Origin of the sequence: Exiguobacterium sp. S22-S28, assembly GCF_043359615.1 — a bacterium.
Lineage (GTDB): Bacteria > Bacillota > Bacilli > Exiguobacteriales > Exiguobacteriaceae > Exiguobacterium_A.
Window position 1 is genome coordinate 94,931 of sequence record NZ_JBHFFC010000014.1, and the last position, 15,468, is coordinate 110,398.

General features: G+C 47.2%; 15 protein-coding genes. 4 read left to right on the plus strand and 11 right to left on the minus strand.

What is annotated here, in order from left to right:
• Positions 1–11 precede the first annotated feature (11 nt).
• The 4 genes from ACHA8N_RS03735 to ACHA8N_RS03750 all read right to left on the minus strand — a co-directional run bounded on the left by ACHA8N_RS03735 (position 12) and on the right by ACHA8N_RS03750 (position 2,141).
• Positions 12–371, minus strand: a complete 360-nt coding sequence (locus ACHA8N_RS03735; RefSeq protein ID WP_393964762.1) for a rhodanese-like domain-containing protein — start codon at positions 369–371, stop codon at positions 12–14.
• A gap of 21 nt (positions 372–392) precedes the next feature.
• Positions 393–872, minus strand: a complete 480-nt coding sequence (locus ACHA8N_RS03740; RefSeq protein ID WP_014969361.1) for a DsrE/DsrF/DrsH-like family protein — start codon at positions 870–872, stop codon at positions 393–395.
• Positions 873–929: 57 nt separating this feature from the next.
• Positions 930–1,193 (minus strand): metal-sensitive transcriptional regulator, encoded by a 264-nt coding sequence (locus tag ACHA8N_RS03745; protein WP_393964763.1) that lies wholly within the window; start codon positions 1,191–1,193, stop codon positions 930–932.
• 99 nt (positions 1,194–1,292) lie between these two features.
• Positions 1,293–2,141, minus strand: coding sequence for a LysR family transcriptional regulator (locus ACHA8N_RS03750; RefSeq protein ID WP_393964764.1), 849 nt, complete (start codon positions 2,139–2,141; stop codon positions 1,293–1,295).
• A gap of 112 nt (positions 2,142–2,253) precedes the next feature.
• On the opposite strand from ACHA8N_RS03750, the gene ACHA8N_RS03755 reads away from it, so the two are divergent.
• A complete protein-coding gene (locus tag ACHA8N_RS03755; RefSeq protein ID WP_393964765.1) occupies positions 2,254–3,120 on the plus strand; it encodes a sulfite exporter TauE/SafE family protein in 867 nt (288 codons plus the stop codon).
• On the opposite strand, the gene ACHA8N_RS03760 is transcribed toward ACHA8N_RS03755, so the two are convergent.
• Entirely contained in the window at positions 3,117–3,974 is an 858-nt protein-coding gene (locus ACHA8N_RS03760; protein ID WP_147511681.1) for a YihY/virulence factor BrkB family protein, read from the minus strand. The genes ACHA8N_RS03755 and ACHA8N_RS03760 overlap by 4 nt on opposite strands.
• A gap of 184 nt (positions 3,975–4,158) precedes the next feature.
• Here ACHA8N_RS03760 and ACHA8N_RS03765 point away from each other — a divergent pair, with 184 nt between their 5' ends.
• The 3 genes from ACHA8N_RS03765 (at position 4,159) to ACHA8N_RS03775 (ending at position 6,529) form a co-directional block, all read left to right on the plus strand.
• A complete protein-coding gene (locus ACHA8N_RS03765; protein WP_393964766.1) occupies positions 4,159–5,259 on the plus strand; it encodes a nitric oxide synthase oxygenase in 1,101 nt (366 codons plus the stop codon).
• On the plus strand, positions 5,256–5,702 hold the full coding sequence (locus ACHA8N_RS03770; protein ID WP_393964767.1) for an NUDIX hydrolase: 447 nt from the start codon (positions 5,256–5,258) through the stop codon (positions 5,700–5,702). Before ACHA8N_RS03765 ends, ACHA8N_RS03770 begins: the two co-directional genes overlap by 4 nt.
• A gap of 140 nt (positions 5,703–5,842) precedes the next feature.
• Entirely contained in the window at positions 5,843–6,529 is a 687-nt protein-coding gene (locus ACHA8N_RS03775) for a hypothetical protein (protein ID WP_147511678.1), read from the plus strand.
• 188 nt (positions 6,530–6,717) lie between these two features.
• On the opposite strand, the gene ACHA8N_RS03780 is transcribed toward ACHA8N_RS03775, so the two are convergent.
• The 6 genes from ACHA8N_RS03780 to ACHA8N_RS03805 form a co-directional block, all read right to left on the minus strand.
• Positions 6,718–7,497: a GNAT family N-acetyltransferase gene (locus ACHA8N_RS03780; protein WP_393964768.1), complete on the minus strand. Its 780-nt coding sequence runs from the start codon at positions 7,495–7,497 to the stop codon at positions 6,718–6,720.
• Between the two features lie 102 nt (positions 7,498–7,599).
• Complete coding sequence (gene bcaP / locus ACHA8N_RS03785) at positions 7,600–8,988, minus strand: branched-chain amino acid transporter BcaP (RefSeq protein ID WP_393964769.1); 1,389 nt, start codon at positions 8,986–8,988, stop codon at positions 7,600–7,602.
• A gap of 224 nt (positions 8,989–9,212) precedes the next feature.
• Positions 9,213–11,018: a mechanosensitive ion channel gene (locus ACHA8N_RS03790; protein ID WP_147511675.1), complete on the minus strand. Its 1,806-nt coding sequence runs from the start codon at positions 11,016–11,018 to the stop codon at positions 9,213–9,215.
• 226 nt (positions 11,019–11,244) lie between these two features.
• Positions 11,245–13,116 carry an ABC transporter ATP-binding protein gene (locus ACHA8N_RS03795; RefSeq protein WP_393964770.1) on the minus strand — a complete coding sequence of 624 codons (1,872 nt, stop codon included), beginning with the start codon at positions 13,114–13,116 and terminating at the stop codon, positions 11,245–11,247.
• On the minus strand, positions 13,113–14,837 hold the full coding sequence (locus tag ACHA8N_RS03800; protein WP_393964771.1) for an ABC transporter ATP-binding protein: 1,725 nt from the start codon (positions 14,835–14,837) through the stop codon (positions 13,113–13,115). The genes ACHA8N_RS03795 and ACHA8N_RS03800 overlap by 4 nt, the downstream gene beginning before the upstream one ends.
• On the minus strand, positions 14,830–15,318 hold the full coding sequence (locus tag ACHA8N_RS03805) for a MarR family winged helix-turn-helix transcriptional regulator (RefSeq protein ID WP_393964772.1): 489 nt from the start codon (positions 15,316–15,318) through the stop codon (positions 14,830–14,832). Before ACHA8N_RS03805 ends, ACHA8N_RS03800 begins: the two co-directional genes overlap by 8 nt.
• Positions 15,319–15,468 lie beyond the last annotated feature (150 nt).

Here is a 15,468-nt window from a genome sequence, read left to right on the forward strand (position 1 = left end):
TCCTCCTAGTGTTAACGCCAAGCGTTCATTCCGCCCGACACTTCTGTAACCTGGGCATAACCCGCCTTTTTTAATTGTTTGACCGCCTGTTTACTGCGCATGCCGCTCTGACAGATTACGATGACTTCTTTGTCTTTCGAAATTTTGTCGAGTTGTGTCGGCAATACTTGAAGCGGAATGTTTTTAAAGCCTTTAATGTGATTGCCTTTGAATTCACCCGGTGTCCGGACGTCCAAATAAAATCGGTTACGGTCGCCTAACTTCTGTTTTAAGTCCGACGTCGACCATTTGTTGACACCTTTTGTTGGGGCAAACATCCGATAAGCTAGAAACGCAACGATGATTAGAAATACGATGGTCAAGATATCCATTTGTATCATACCTCCTCGAGATTAGATGAACAGGTTGACGTTTCCGTCTTCGGCATCGGCAAGATATGCAGCGACGCCGGCATATTCGATTCCGTCATGCAATTCTTCTTGTTTTAATCCGAGCAAATCCATCGTCATCGTACACGCGACCAGTTTTACGTCTTGTTCTTTTGCCAGTTCAATTAAATCAGGAAGCGGCATCGCATTGTGTTTTTTCATGACGTTTTTGATCATCTTCTGACCGGCACCGCCAAAGTTCATTTTCGAGAGCGGCATCTTGTCGGCACCGCGCGGCATGAATTTCCCGAACATTTTTTCAAGCAACGTTTTATCGGGCTGAATCGGTTCGTCCTTGCGCATCGCGTTTAATCCCCAGAACGTATGAAAAATCGTCACTTCATGGTCGTAAGCCGCTGCACCGTTGGCAATGATATATGCTGCCATGACTTTATCGTAATCTCCACTGAACAATACAATCGTTGTTTTTTTTATCTCTGACATCTGAATAATTCCTCCGCTTATTTTACCCTAAGGGGTATATTTTATTTTAAAAATTTTTTATCTGCTTTTCAATAACAGTTGAACGGCTTCTGCTACGGCCTGTTCATGATTGTCTGCCGTTTCATCGTTCGTCACACAGTCGATGAGATTTTCACTCACGACCAGCCCAATGACACGATCAATCGCACTGCGTGTCGCACTCAGTTGAGTGACAACCTCTTTGCAGGATGCTTCTTCTCTCATCATCCGGGTGATGGCGTGCAGTTGCCCTTCAATCCGGTTCATCCGGTGAATGATTTTATTTTCGTATGTTTTTTCCATGTGAAGAACACGCTCCCTTTTTCGTGTGACCTGCGTCATATTCATTGGCTACATTCCATACAATAATACCTATAGGGGTATAAGTCAACGAAAAAGTTTTTAATCTGCTCCGGAGTGTTCATTCATCCACTTGTGAGACAGACGGGTCGTCTCCCCTTTTAACGTAATAAATTGAAAAACGCGTTGGTCGATTCGGGAATCATCATGTGTCTTAAATCTTTCCGAATCGAGTAAAGTACCCGCCAAACGTTCCGAGAGAATCGAAATTCCTGTCCCGTTCGTGATCAATTGTTTAATCAGCCGATTGGAATACACGGTAATGATCCGTCTTGGAACAATCGCTTGCGTAACTAACCATGTTTCCAGTGCGAACCGGGCGGCTGACCCTTCTTCCCGGTAGATCCACGTCGCCTGCTCCAAAACAAGGCTTTCGTGACCGATGATCCGTAATCGGTCGGTCGCAAAAGGAATCGCCTCGATTTGATGGGAATGATGTGGTCCTTCCACCATCCCTAAATCGATTTCGTGATGAAGTAATGCCTGCTCGACTTGTTCTTGGTTCATCACCCTGGCATCCACTGACACGTCCGGATAAGCGACAAGAAAGTCGTGGATCATTTGTTCTAACATTGCTTCATAGATGGTATGCGTCGCGGCGATTCTTAACGTCCCTCGGGTAATCCCTTCTAATTCATCCATTTCTTGTTCCAAGCGTACCGTCTGGTGCAGAATTTCTTTGGCATGGCGATACACAATCTGTCCGGCTTCTGAGATTTCAATCGTCTTATTAAAGGTATGCCGATGAATCAAACTTTGCCCGAAATGTTCTTCGAGATGCTTTAAATGAAGACTGACCGTCGGCTGTGAAATATACAGCCGTTCAGCTGTTTTCGTAAAGTGTTTTGTTTCGACCAATGTAACAAATGTCTTCAGTTCATTAAAATTCATTTCTTCACCTCATTTATTTTTCTGATCTTTAGTATTAGTATAATTCATTTTCCTGATTAAGACTTTCCCCGTAGAGTCATCTGTATCACTTCACAGAAAGAAGGAACACCTCTTGGAACTATTACTTTTTCTTTTACTCGGCGCCGCGATCGGCATTCTTTCCGGCTTTTTCGGAATCGGTGGAGGCATCATTCTGACCCCTCTTTTATTGATCTTAGGGTACGCCCCCAGCACAGCGATCGTCTTAAGTTTACTGTTAACGCTTGGTTCGACGGTGACCGGCACCTTTGCCCACCTCCGCCAGAACAACTTTCATCTTCGGGATGCGGGTACGATTGGGCTGGCAGGGATCATCGGGTCCGCTGCCGTTACGCCTGTCGTTTTTTGGATGGAACAACACAGCGGAGCAGATATCGTCATTTCCACGCTATACATCGTCCTGTTGCTTCTGTTTGCGATTCAATTTTTAAAACCGGCAAAAAAAATCATCCGCGAGACGCCTGTTGTGCACGCTTCGTTTTATAAATTGGTCGCAATCGGCGGAGCCGCCGGAATTCTATCGTCCTTGATGGGCGTCAGCGGTGGCTTTTTACTCACTCCGCTGCTGATGGGATGGGTTCGTTTCCCGCTCAAACAAGCCATCGGAACCAGTATCGCGGCGGCTACGTTAATTGTCCTCGGTGGGATCACGAGTTACTTCATCTCGGGGACGCAGGCTCCGCTCGGTTTAGGAGTTGTTTTGATTATCGGCGCACTGATCGGCTCACCGCTCGGCGCTTCCTTTCTCAACCTCTTCAGTACACACTTTGTCAAAAAGAGTTTGGGGAGTTTTTATGCAGCCATCGCCACGAGTGTTTTCTTGAAAACGACACACCATGAACAACTTTCGTTACTCCTGCTCGCTTTGTTTACGACCGGATTGATTGGTCTGTTTTTCTATCAAAAAACATTTCAACGTCAAATAAAAGACTGCCCTTAACGGACAGTCTCTTGTTTGATTTTTTCAGGTTTTAAAACTTTGTCTTCCTTCTTTTGACGCATCCGTTCAGCATTCATCAACCCGCCGAGCATCAAGACGACCGACGAAAGATAAAACCATGTCATCAAGACGATGATCCCGGCGAGTTGTCCGTACAGACGATCATAACTGCCGAATTCTGCATAGTAGGAGAAGAATTCCGATACCGCCTGCCAGGCAATCGTTGCAAAAACGGCACCCGGTAACACTTGACGTACCGTCAGCCGGACACTCGGCAGCACGCGGTAGAGCAAGATGAAGAACATCAACAGGAACAACGAACCGAGTCCCCAGCGGAACAGAAACCAGACCCACGAATAGTTGGTGACAAAGTCATTGACGAGGGCAAAATGCGTGATGAAGCGGCGCGTCAGCTTTTCCGCCACCGGAACGAGAAGTGACATCGGTAAGATGACCATCATTCCGATCGTAAAACCAAAGTCCTGCAACAACCCTCTCCAAAACGGTACTTTTCGTGTCACTTCGAGCGCATCATTTAACGAACGGACCAGTGACTGGACCGACATCGAAGCAAGCCAAAAGGCGGCCAGGAAACTGATCGAGGCGAGTTTTAACCCACCGTCATCAAAAATTCCGACGACATTTCTCCGGATCAACTCATACGTCTCTGCCGGTGCAAACGGACGGATCAAATCGAGCACGTCCCCTGACGTAAACGGTAAAAAGGACACCAGTCCCACAACAAATAATAAAAACGGGAATAAGGACAACATCAGATAATAGGCGAGTTGCGCCGACTTATCAAAGAAGGCTTCGCCGAAAAAACGGGCAAATACAGGTTTTAATAATGACATAACTATTTCCTCACTTTCGAATGATTCCTTTCTCTATCCCCCTTTCGGTGCTACTTTTAAACTTTTGTAGTCTTTTGAACTCATAAGTAAGCGTTTAACGATTATCGATTGGCAGAAAGCTGAAGCAGGCGGTACACTGAAACAAGAACATTATTGTGTTGGATAAAAGAAAGGATTCTACGCCGTGCCTACTTTACTTGCCGAAGCCGAACGCTTCTTAACTGACTATATAGAACAATACCCGCAGGACAGTAATCGCCTGCATGAAGTCCGGAATGAAATTTTACGGACTGGAACATATGAACAAACGTCCCAAGAGGTAGCGTACGGGGCAAAGCTCGCCTGGCGCAACAGCAACCGCTGTATCGGCCGCCTCTTTTGGGATCAGCTCCACGTCATCGACGCACGGGATGCTTTAACCATCGAGACGATTCGCGATGCTTTGTTTGAGCACATCAAGTATGCGACGAATGATGGTCGTGTCCGTTCGACGATTACAATTTTTCACCCGGACCGCGTCCGCGTCTTGAATCATCAGTTGATTCGTTATGCCGGATATGAGACACCGGAGGGCATCATCGGGGACCCGAACTCCGTTGCCTTTACCAAACAGTGCCAGTCACTCGGTTGGTCCGGTCAGGGAACCGCCTTTGATGTCTTGCCGTTGTTGATTGAACTCGACGGGCACGTCAGCCTGCATCCGCTGCCGGACGACCTGGTCCTCGAAGTAACGATCACCCATCCCGACTACGACTTATTCGGCGACCAGACCATCAAATGGTACGCCGTGCCGATGATCTCCGATATGCGGCTCGAACTCGGCGGCATCTCCTATCCGTGTGCGCCGTTTAACGGCTGGTACATGGGAACGGAAATCGGCGCCCGTAATTTAGCGGATACCGATCGTTATGACCTCTTGCCGCTTGTTGCCAGACAACTCGGGCTCAATACATCACGGGAACGTTCCTTATGGAAAGATCGTGCCCTCGTCGAATTGAATCTGGCCGTTCTCGATTCGTTTGAGCGGGCGGGAGTAACAATTGTTGATCACCATACGGCTGCCAAACAGTTTGCCCGATTCGAAAAAAATGAAGCCGCGTGTGAACGGGACGTCACCGGTGACTGGTCCTGGCTTGTACCGCCGATGAGCGGTGCCGCGACGCACCTGTTCCATAAAGACTTTGATCCGACAATTAAACGGCCTAACTTTTTTCCCGGTAGTACTCTGGTGGAAGAACCAAGCGTTCCAACCGGTTGTCCATTCCATCAGGAGGTCTCCCGATGAATTACGTCAAGACGCTCCGGGATCAAGTCGGACAAACCCCGTTGATCTTAGTCGGTGCTGTCGTACTTGTCATCACCGACGGACACATCCTGCTCGAACAGCGGAACGAATCGCAGGCGCGGTTCGGACTGCCCGGCGGATTAATGGAATGGGCCGAGTCAACGGACGAAACGGCCCGTCGTGAGCTGTTCGAAGAAACAGGTCTCGTCGCGGAACAGCTGACATTGCTTGGTGTCTATTCCGGAAAAAATTACGTCACGACGCTTGCGAATGGTGATGTCTTTCAAAGCGTGACCCTCGCTTACGTGACAACGGAAACGTCCGGTACGTTACGGATCAGCGAGGAAAGTTTTGCGTTGACCTATTTCCCACTAACGGAATTACCGGACAACATCGTCGGATCGCATCGTGTGATGATTGAAGACTATCTAAATCAAAGTTGACCTGCGTCGCTATAAAGTGAATGACCATACGCCTTCTTCAGTAAACGAAAGAAAGGCGTTTTTGGTTTTATTTTTTAACTGATCGCCCTTTAAATGTTATAAAATGGAAGGATGACATATTATGAAAAGGAGACTATACTTTGAAAAAACTACTTATTACCACCTGTGCCGTAACGTTAATTAATTTCTTACCACTTTCTACAGAAGCGGCTACCACCTCAAAGAAAATCGATCAAGCTTATACAATCGTAGACACTAAAAATAAAAAGTACACCGTTTCTGTCCGCTCTACAAAGGCATCTTGTCATAAGGCTACATCAAATGATTCCTTCTGGTTAAAAGGAAAAGATGAACTTTGTACCGGAAAGTTCACGTTATATCTCAACGGCAAAGCAACCAACTATTCCTACAACTATACAAAAGATAATCCGTATGTCAGAGCGGCACATGATTTCAGAACGAGTGCACAATTAAAGAATACGACAGGATCACCCAACGTGTTTTCCTTATCAACTCGAGAAACTTCATCCCTGATTAGTTTAAAAACGTATTCGATTGTAGATAAAAAATTAGTGCGTCATCCTGGTTCGATTGTTTCTTACGGTATGCGCCCTAAAATGAATAAAAACCTGATCCAGACACCGATCTATGTGAACGGTGGCGAAAAAGTCGGCTTTATTTTCCACGATTTTTCTTTGGTAAAAAATAAATTAGTCGAAAAGGAATCCCACAGTTACCTTTCGCGTAGTTTTAACAGTAAAACATATGACAAAGGACTGGACGAATGGGAGAAATATAGTGCAAGCTTAAATTACTTCGTAAAATAAATCGTAGTTTTCTACAGATTTGAGGTTGTTCCATGATGAACAAAATCATGCTGATCATGCTTGGTGGCACCGGAATCCTGTTTGTGATTTTTGCCATTCTTGTCATGATCAGTTTATGGACCTGACAAAAAGCCGTGATGTGTGGCGTTCCCTCCGTGGGACTTCCACACATCATGGCTTTTTTTGTATCAGATGGTTTGACTCATGACGAATTGCTTCAATTCCCGCTGCTTCCAGCCGGCTTGCCGTAAGTCTTCCCACACTTGTTGATTGGTCGACTGCAACTGATAACGGGTTCCCGTCAAACGGCGTGTCGCTTCTGTCGCGATCCGCGCTACGTCTTTCTCTTCCGTTACAATCGCAAAAATCGACTCATGGGCGGTCGCAATGAACGCACCGTCAAGTTCATAATACTGCGCTTGCGCCCGCTTCATTACCGTCTGGTCTTGTTGCCAGATGTATTCCCCTTGCTGTATGTAGCGTCGCTCAAATGCAACCGCATCAATCTCGATAAGCGGCTCCGTCTGGTCGGCTTCTTCCCGAAGAAAATAGCCGAGTTCGTCGACTGTGCGGTAACCGAATTTCTGGTAGAGCGAAATGGCCGGCTCATTTCCTTGAATGACTTCGAGCATCAGACAATCGACCTTTAACGATTTAGCATAACTTAGTTGTGCATCATAGAGAGCTTTTGCAATCCCAAGTCGCCGGTACTGGGGGTCGACCGCCAGTCCACCGCAGCGCATGACAGCCTTTTTCTTGATCGTCTTCAGGCCGTTCAACCAAATCGCGACCGGTCGTTCGCCGTGGTACGCGATGAATGAATGCTCGAGTTGATTCCAGTCGCGTTCCAGGATTCGTTCTTGAAATACCTCACGTGAAAGACCTAATGGAATCATGTAATCGCTGAATCCCTCTTGCATCACTAAAAATGCGGTTTCTGTATCAGGTGCCCGTTTAATATGAATCATTTCGGATCGCCCCTTTCTCTACAATCGTTCGCTTTTTTATCCCGCCATTCCTGCCGATACCCCAAAAAAAGCCATTCAGAAAAGCTTCTGAATGGCTGCGTCTTATTGATGTAGTTTTGAACGTGTTCTTCCGTAAAGGAAGTAAACCGCAAGTCCAATTCCGGTCCAGATGAAGAAAGCAATCCATGTGAATGTCTGAAGGTTCAACATTAACATGATACATGCGAAGACCGAAAGAATCGGTAAGAATGGAACCAATGGAACTTTGAACGCTCGTTTCAAATCCGGACGTGTTTTCCGAAGGATGATGACGGCGATTGAGATTAATGAGAAGGCAGCAAGAGTCCCGATATTGATCAATTCCGCGAGCGTACCGAGCGGAACGAATCCGGCAATCAATCCAGCTGCTGTTCCTAAAATCCATGTTGCTTTAACAGGCGTATGCGATTTTTCATTAACGTCTGAGAAAATTTTCGGCAATAATCCGTCACGGCTCATCGCGAACAAGAGACGAACAAGACCAAATGTCATGACAAGGATAACTGTCGTCATACCAACGATGGCACCTAAATCAACGAATCCTGCGACCCAGTCTTGACCGGCAAATTTTAACGCCAAGGAAACCGGACTGTCGACACCTTCAAATTGTTTGAACGGAACGATTCCGACCATGATGGCAGATACGACGACGTATAATACGGTGACGATTGCAAGTGATCCTAAGATTCCGATCGGCAAGTTACGGCCTGGATCTTTTACCTCTTCTGCTGCCGATGTGACGGCATCAAAACCCAGGTAAGCAAAGAAGGCAATGGCGGAAGCTTGTAACACACCACTGATACCGAACGGTGCGAACGGTGTGTAGTTTCCTGGCTCAACGTACCAGATTCCGACGACGATGAACAAGATGACGACCGCTACTTTGACAAGAACCATGATATTGTTGACGCGTTTTGTTTCTTTAATTCCCATTGAGAGTAACAGCGTGATGACCATTAAGATCAAGAATGCCGGTAAGTTGAAGAACGTTTCACTTCCTGGTACAGCACCAGGTGCTGCTGTTAACGCTGTCGGAAGATTGACACCGAATCCGGATAATAACGACTGGAAATAACCGGACCAGCCTGTTGCCACGGCGCTCGATGCTAAACCATATTCCAAGATGAGACACCAACCGATGATCCAGGCAACCAGTTCACCGATCGTGGCATACGTGTACGTGTAGACACTACCCGACACAGGAATCATCGATGAAAATTCCGCATAACAGAGAGCAGCTAATGCACAGACAATAGCAGAAATAATAAAGGCAACCGGTAAAGCTGGTCCTGCATACAGCGCTCCTGTTCCTGTTAGGACAAAGATTCCTGTCCCGATAATGGCACCAATCCCGAGTAAGACAAGATCAAAACCTGATAAATGCCGTGCCAGTTTGGAATGACTTTTTTGATCCATCATGACACTGACGTCTTTCTTACGAAGCAAACTCATAAAACACCCTCCGAACTTTCTCTTTTTTCTGAATATTCAAATCATTTTATTAATTGACCTTTTCATCATAACAAACGATGTCAGCTTTTATAAGCACTAGTTTCTGTTTTTTTTCACAAAATGGTCAAACCAGTTTTGTTATTTTACTACAATACAAGTATGTAGCTATGCATTAACGCACTAAAAAAACTCCTCCACCGGTGGGTGAAGGAGTTTTGTTTGGATTACGGACGATCATTTGGATGATCTAAATTCGGACCACGATTGGCGTCCGGATCGATCGGGTAATCGTCTTGTTGTGCTAAATCATTTTCAGGAAGTGCACCCTTTGGTGTACCATGTGTCGGGTTCACGTTCGTAGAAGATGATGGTTTAGAAGCTTTTGGTGCTTGATCTGGTGTGACGTCATCCGCTGCTTTTGACGCTGCACCTTTTGCTGCTTCTTTTAAGCTCGGCTTTGTTGAAGCAGATGACGTGTTGTTTGATGGCAGGTTCGATGTGTCGATGTCTGCATTTTCTGCTTTTTTCTGGAGACGATCGAGGTAACGTGATGCGTTATCACGACCACCTAAACCAAACGCCAGTCCGAAAGCAAGTGCAACAGCACCGAGGATCAAGATGAACGCTGAGTTAACGATTGTCGCTGCTACACCAAGCTGATCAAGTGCCATGAAGACAGCAAGAGCAAGGATGGCATATTTCGCGACGCTTGAAAGAACTTTTAAGTCTGAGTTCGCGAACAGGCTGTCCATTGTACGTTTCACCAAGTTGCTGATGATGATACCGATTGCCAAGATGACGATTGCCGTCAAGACACTTGGAAGGAAAGCAAGGACTGCGCGACCCAGGTCAACCATGAAGTCAAGACCAATCAAGTTGAATGCTTCAACGACGAACAAGACGACGATGACGATTTCAACAAGTGATCCAACGATCGATGACGGTGATGTCGAAGCATTGTTCGCATCCCAGCTACCGATTTTCAAGTGACGTGTTAAGTTGTTGAATCCGAGGCGTGACAAGAGGTCCGCAACGAATTTCTTGACGAAACGACCAACGTAAAGACCAACAAGGATCAAGACGACGCCGATGATGATGTTTGGAATCATACCGAGAACATCGTTGAGCATGTTGATGGCTGGTCCTGTGATTCCTTTAATGTTGAGTTGATCCAGTGCCGAAATCGTGATCGGAATTAAGATCAGGATGAAGACGACTGTACCAAGGATGGAAGAAAGTGATTTTGTATCTTTTTGTTCGTTTGTACCAATATTGAAGCGTGAAGCAAATTTGTCTGTCCCGACAGCATGCAGGAAGTTCGTCACGATATCGCGAACGATTTTCGCCACGAGGAATCCGACGAAGAAGATGGCTGCTGCAGCGATCAGACGTGGGATGAACCCAAGGAACGATGACAACAATTGACTGAACGGTTCCGAAACACTTTCAATGTTAAGCGCACCGAGTACACCTGGTAAGAACAGTAACAAGACAAGATAGAAGACGATTTCGCCTGCAATCTTCGGATAGTTTGACAGATCCGTTTGACCTTGAAGCATTTTGTTCGAACGAATTTTTTCATTCGACATCAACTTCGTTCCACCTTTGACAATGACCATACGGAGAACAACTGCGATGACATATGCAAGAAGTAGAATCAATGCTGCTTTCAAGATGTTCGGGATTGCTGCGAGCAATGTGCTCATCGTATCCGCGAGTGGTCCTGCGATGATATTCAGGTTCAAGATGTTAAAGACTAAGATTAAGACAAATACCATCAAGACCCAGAAAACGACAGTTCCGATAATTTTTTCAGGCGTCCACTTTTTCTTTTGTGGTGGCGTACCTTCTTTTTGCGGTGACAACTTGTTGACGACACCCGATTTTTCTAATGCCTTTTGAATGCCGTTTGCGATCAGCTTCGCAATCAGCCATCCGATCAGGAATACGATAAGTGCTCCTAAAATGTTACCGAGAGTCCCAAGGATCCCGTTGACGTCAAATGACGTCGTGTTCCAAAAGTTGTTCATCCTGCCACGCTCCTTCATCTCTAAATAAATTAATATATCTCCGACACTTCTTTAATTTCCCCCGCTAAAGAAATTACTAAACCACATTTAACCTGAATGTGGGAGTTTGTGAATAGTATTAAAAAAAATGGATGATTCTAGTTAGAACCATCCATTTACAACAAACTATTCATTTTTAGTATTTTACCGTCATGATTTCGTGATGATTCAGAAGTTTGGGCTTACTTTAGACCACTTCTTTTTCCGAGAACTGACTGTTGTAAAGATCAGCATAAAAGCCGTTCGCTTCGAGCAATTCTTCGTGTGTTCCCTGCTCGATGACACGTCCCTGATCCATCACTAAAATCAAATCGGCATCTTTGATCGTCGAGAGACGGTGGGCAATGACAAAGCTCGTCCGTCCTTCCATTAATCGTTTCATCGCTTTTTGAATGAAGATTTCCGTCCGTGTATCGACACTTGACGTCGCTTCATCGAGAATCATGATGGGCGGATCGGCAAGGACTGCACGGGCAATCGTCAACAACTGTTTTTGCCCTTGCGAGATGTTCGACGCTTCTTCATTTAAGACCGTATCGTAGCCGTCCGGTAACGTCCGAATAAAGTGATCGGCGTGAGCCGTTTTCGCTGCTTCGACGATTTCCTCTTCCGTCGCGCCGATTTTCCCGTAAGCGAGATTGTCACGAATCGTCCCGTTAAAGAGCCATGTATCTTGCAACACCATCCCGAATGTCGTCCGTAAATCCTCCCGTGACATTTTCCGCGTATCGATGCCGTCGATGCGGATGACACCGCGGTTGAGTTCATAAAACCGCATCAACAAGTTGATCAATGTCGTTTTCCCGGCACCGGTCGGACCAACAATCGCAACCGTTTGACCCGGTTTAACGTCAATGTTCATGTCTTCGATCAACAGTTGCTCGCCGTAACCGAAGTCGACGTGTTCAAACGCAACTGCTCCGTCAGCTTTTACCAACTGATGCGTCGTTACTTCTTTGACTTCCTCTTCTTCATCTAACAGTTCAAAGACCCGTTCGGCAGCGGCGACCGTCGACTGGACGATGTTCGCGATGTTCGCCGTCTGAGTGATCGGTTGTGTGAACTGGCGAGTATAGGTGATGAACGCTTGAATGTCCCCGATCGAGATACTGCGCTGAGTGACGAGAATCCCCCCGACGACACTGATCAAGACGTAACTGATATTGCCGATGAACATCATCATCGGCATGATGATCCCGGAGATGAACTGGGCTTTTCGGCCCGCCTCATACAACTCGTCGTTGACGGCATCAAACTGTTCAACGGCTTTCCGTTCATGTCCAAACGCCTTGACGACGGGATGACCGGTATACATCTCTTCGACGTGCCCGTTTAATTGTCCGAGGGTCCGTTGTTGATCGGCAAAGTATTTTTGTGACCGTTTCAAGATTGGACGAATCGCAAAAATCGAGATGGGCAATGAGACGAGCGAGATTAACGTCAAGAGCGGACTGATCGTCAGCATCATGATCAAAATCCCGACAATCGTCACGATCGACGTGATGAACGACGTCACACTTTGCTGCAACGTACTGCCGATCGTATCGATGTCATTCGTGACCCGACTGAGCGTCTCTCCGTTCGGACGACCGTCATAATACTTGAGCGGTAACCGCTCGAGTTTCTGATTGACGTCTTCGCGCAAATCATAGACCGTCTTTTGGGCGACACTCGACATGATGTATTGCTGGATGTAACTGAACAGACTGCTGATGACATACAGTCCGGCGAGTAATAACAGAATCTGTCCGATTTTCGTAAAGTCGATTTCAGCACCGGGTACTCCTTGGAACTTGGCATAAGCCCCTTCAAACAGTTCCGTGATCGCCGTTCCCATGATTTTCGGTCCGGCAATCATGAAGACCGTACTGAGAATCGCAGCGATGAAGACGGCAATCAGTGCCGTCCGGCGGGGTTTCAGATAGCCGAGCAACCGACGGAACGTCGCTTTGAAGTTTTTTGGTTTTTCGCCCATCATCATCATGTTCCCGCCGCCGGGACCACCACCCGGTCCACCTGGAGGACCACCGGCAGGACGTTTTGTTGTACTTGCACTCATGCGATCTCCTCCTCTGACAGTTGGGATTTGACGATTTCTTGATAGACGTCGTTTGTTTCATACAGTTCGTCATGCGTTCCGATTCCGGCAATTTTACCTTCTTCGAGAACGATGATCTGATCGGCATCCATGACTGTGCTGACACGCTGGGCAACGATCAAGACGGTTGCGTCCTCCGTTTCCTGCTTCAAGGCTTTGCGTAAAGTTGCATCGGTTTTAAAATCAAGCGCCGAGAAACTGTCATCAAAGACATAGATGTCGGGTTTGCGGACAAGCGCCCGGGCAATCGACAAGCGTTGTTTTTGACCACCGGAGACGTTCGATCCGCCTTGTTCGATGATCGAGTCATACTGACTCGGCATCCGTTCAATGAAATCCGTCGCTTGGGCGACACGCGCCGCATGTTTGATTTCTTCGTCCGTCGCGTCCTCTTTCCCGAAGCGGATGTTGTCCGCAATCGTTCCCGTGAACAATAACGCTTTTTGCGGCACAAAACCGATTTTCGAACGTAATTCCTCTTGCGAGACAGCTTGACTGTCGACGCCGTTGACTTGAATACTGCCGTCCGTCACGTCATAAAACCGGGGAATCAAATTGACCAGCGTTGATTTTCCGGAGCCGGTTCCGCCAATCACAGCCGTGATTTCACCTGGACGCGCTGTAAAGCTGATGTCCGATAAGACCGGAGATTCGGCTCCCGGATAACTGAACGTCACCCGGTCAAAGACCAGTGTGCCGCGTTCGCGGTCGGCGGAAGCTGTTCCGGCGTCGACCATCGTCGGCTCCATCTCGAGGACTTCATTAATCCGTTTCGCCGAGACGGCCGCCCGGGGAATCATGACGAACATAACCGATGCCATGACGAGGGCAAACATGATTTGCATGACGTATTGAATAAAGGCCATCAAATCTCCAATCTGCATCCCGCCGTTGTTGATCCGGATGCCACCGAACCAAATCACACCGACGACGGTTAAGTTCATGACGAGCATCATGACCGGCATCAAAAAGGCCATGATTTTATTGACTTTGATCGAGACGTCCGTCAAATCGGCATTTGCTTTTGTCAGACGGACCTTTTCTTCCGATTCCCGGTTAAAGGCCCGGATGACACGAATCCCGGTCAGATTTTCCCGTAAGACGAGATTCAAGCGGTCGAGCCGTTTTTGGACTTGTCCAAACAGCGGAACCCCTTTCCAGAGGATCAACAGAATCGACACGACCAAAACCGGCATCGCGGCGACGATGACGAGTGACAGTTTGGCGTCTTTCGAGACGGCCATGATTAATCCCCCGACAAACATGATCGGCGCGCTGACGACCATCCGCAACATCATGATGACGACTTGCTGGACTTGCGTGATATCGTTCGTCGTCCGCGTAATCAAGGACGCCGTTCCGACTTGATCAAACTCTTGTAGCGTAAAGCGTTCGACGTGGTTAAAGACTTTTCGGCGGATGTCGCGTCCAAGCCCCATCGCGGCTTTTGAGGAATAGTAGCTGGCGGCAATCGCGGCGAGTGCACCGAGTCCGGTAATCCCGAGCATGACCGCACCGATTTTCCAAATGTACGCCGTATCGCCCGTCACAACCCCTTTATCGATGATGTCCGCCATCAAGGTCGGTAAATACAAATCGGACATCGATTGGGCGAAGACGAGAATCAAAACGGCGAAGACGGCCCATTTATAGGTCGTCAAATTTTTGAGTAACTTAATCATCTGCACAGCCTCCGTTTCCTGGTGACAAGATGTTTTTTAATCCGTCTGCAATCTGCGCATGTGTCTCTAACATCTGTTCAAAGACAGTCGGATCAATTTGATCAAGGACTTGTTCGAGCTGCTGTTGCATGCCCGCTTCCTGCTGTTTGATGTCCGTGATGAATGTTTCTCCCTGTTTACTAAGCGTCAGGACGACTTCCCGCCGGTTATCCGGATTTGTTTCCCGAATGACCCAGCCTGATTGGACGAGTCCTTCAATCGACTGACTGAGCGTGCTTTTCGGGAGATGCGTATGTGCGGCAAGCTCCTTTTGGGTGATCGGGTTCCTTGGCGCCATCGTCATCAGGCTATGGAATTGTGGTAAGCTCAGTCCATTTTCCTGTGCCGTCTGATGGGCTGCCCGGACAAGATGCCGCTGGACATTCCAAAAGGATTGCATCATGGCTGTCGAGCGCACCGGCTCACGTTGTTCCGTTTCCATCCTTCCACCTCCATGTTCCATTTCGAATCGTTCCATATCGAACGATTATCTACATAAACTAAATTACGCCGATTAGTTCAGAATGTCAACGAATAAACAATGTGAAAATGCACATAATGTTTTACGGAAAATATCATAAAAAAAAGCCCA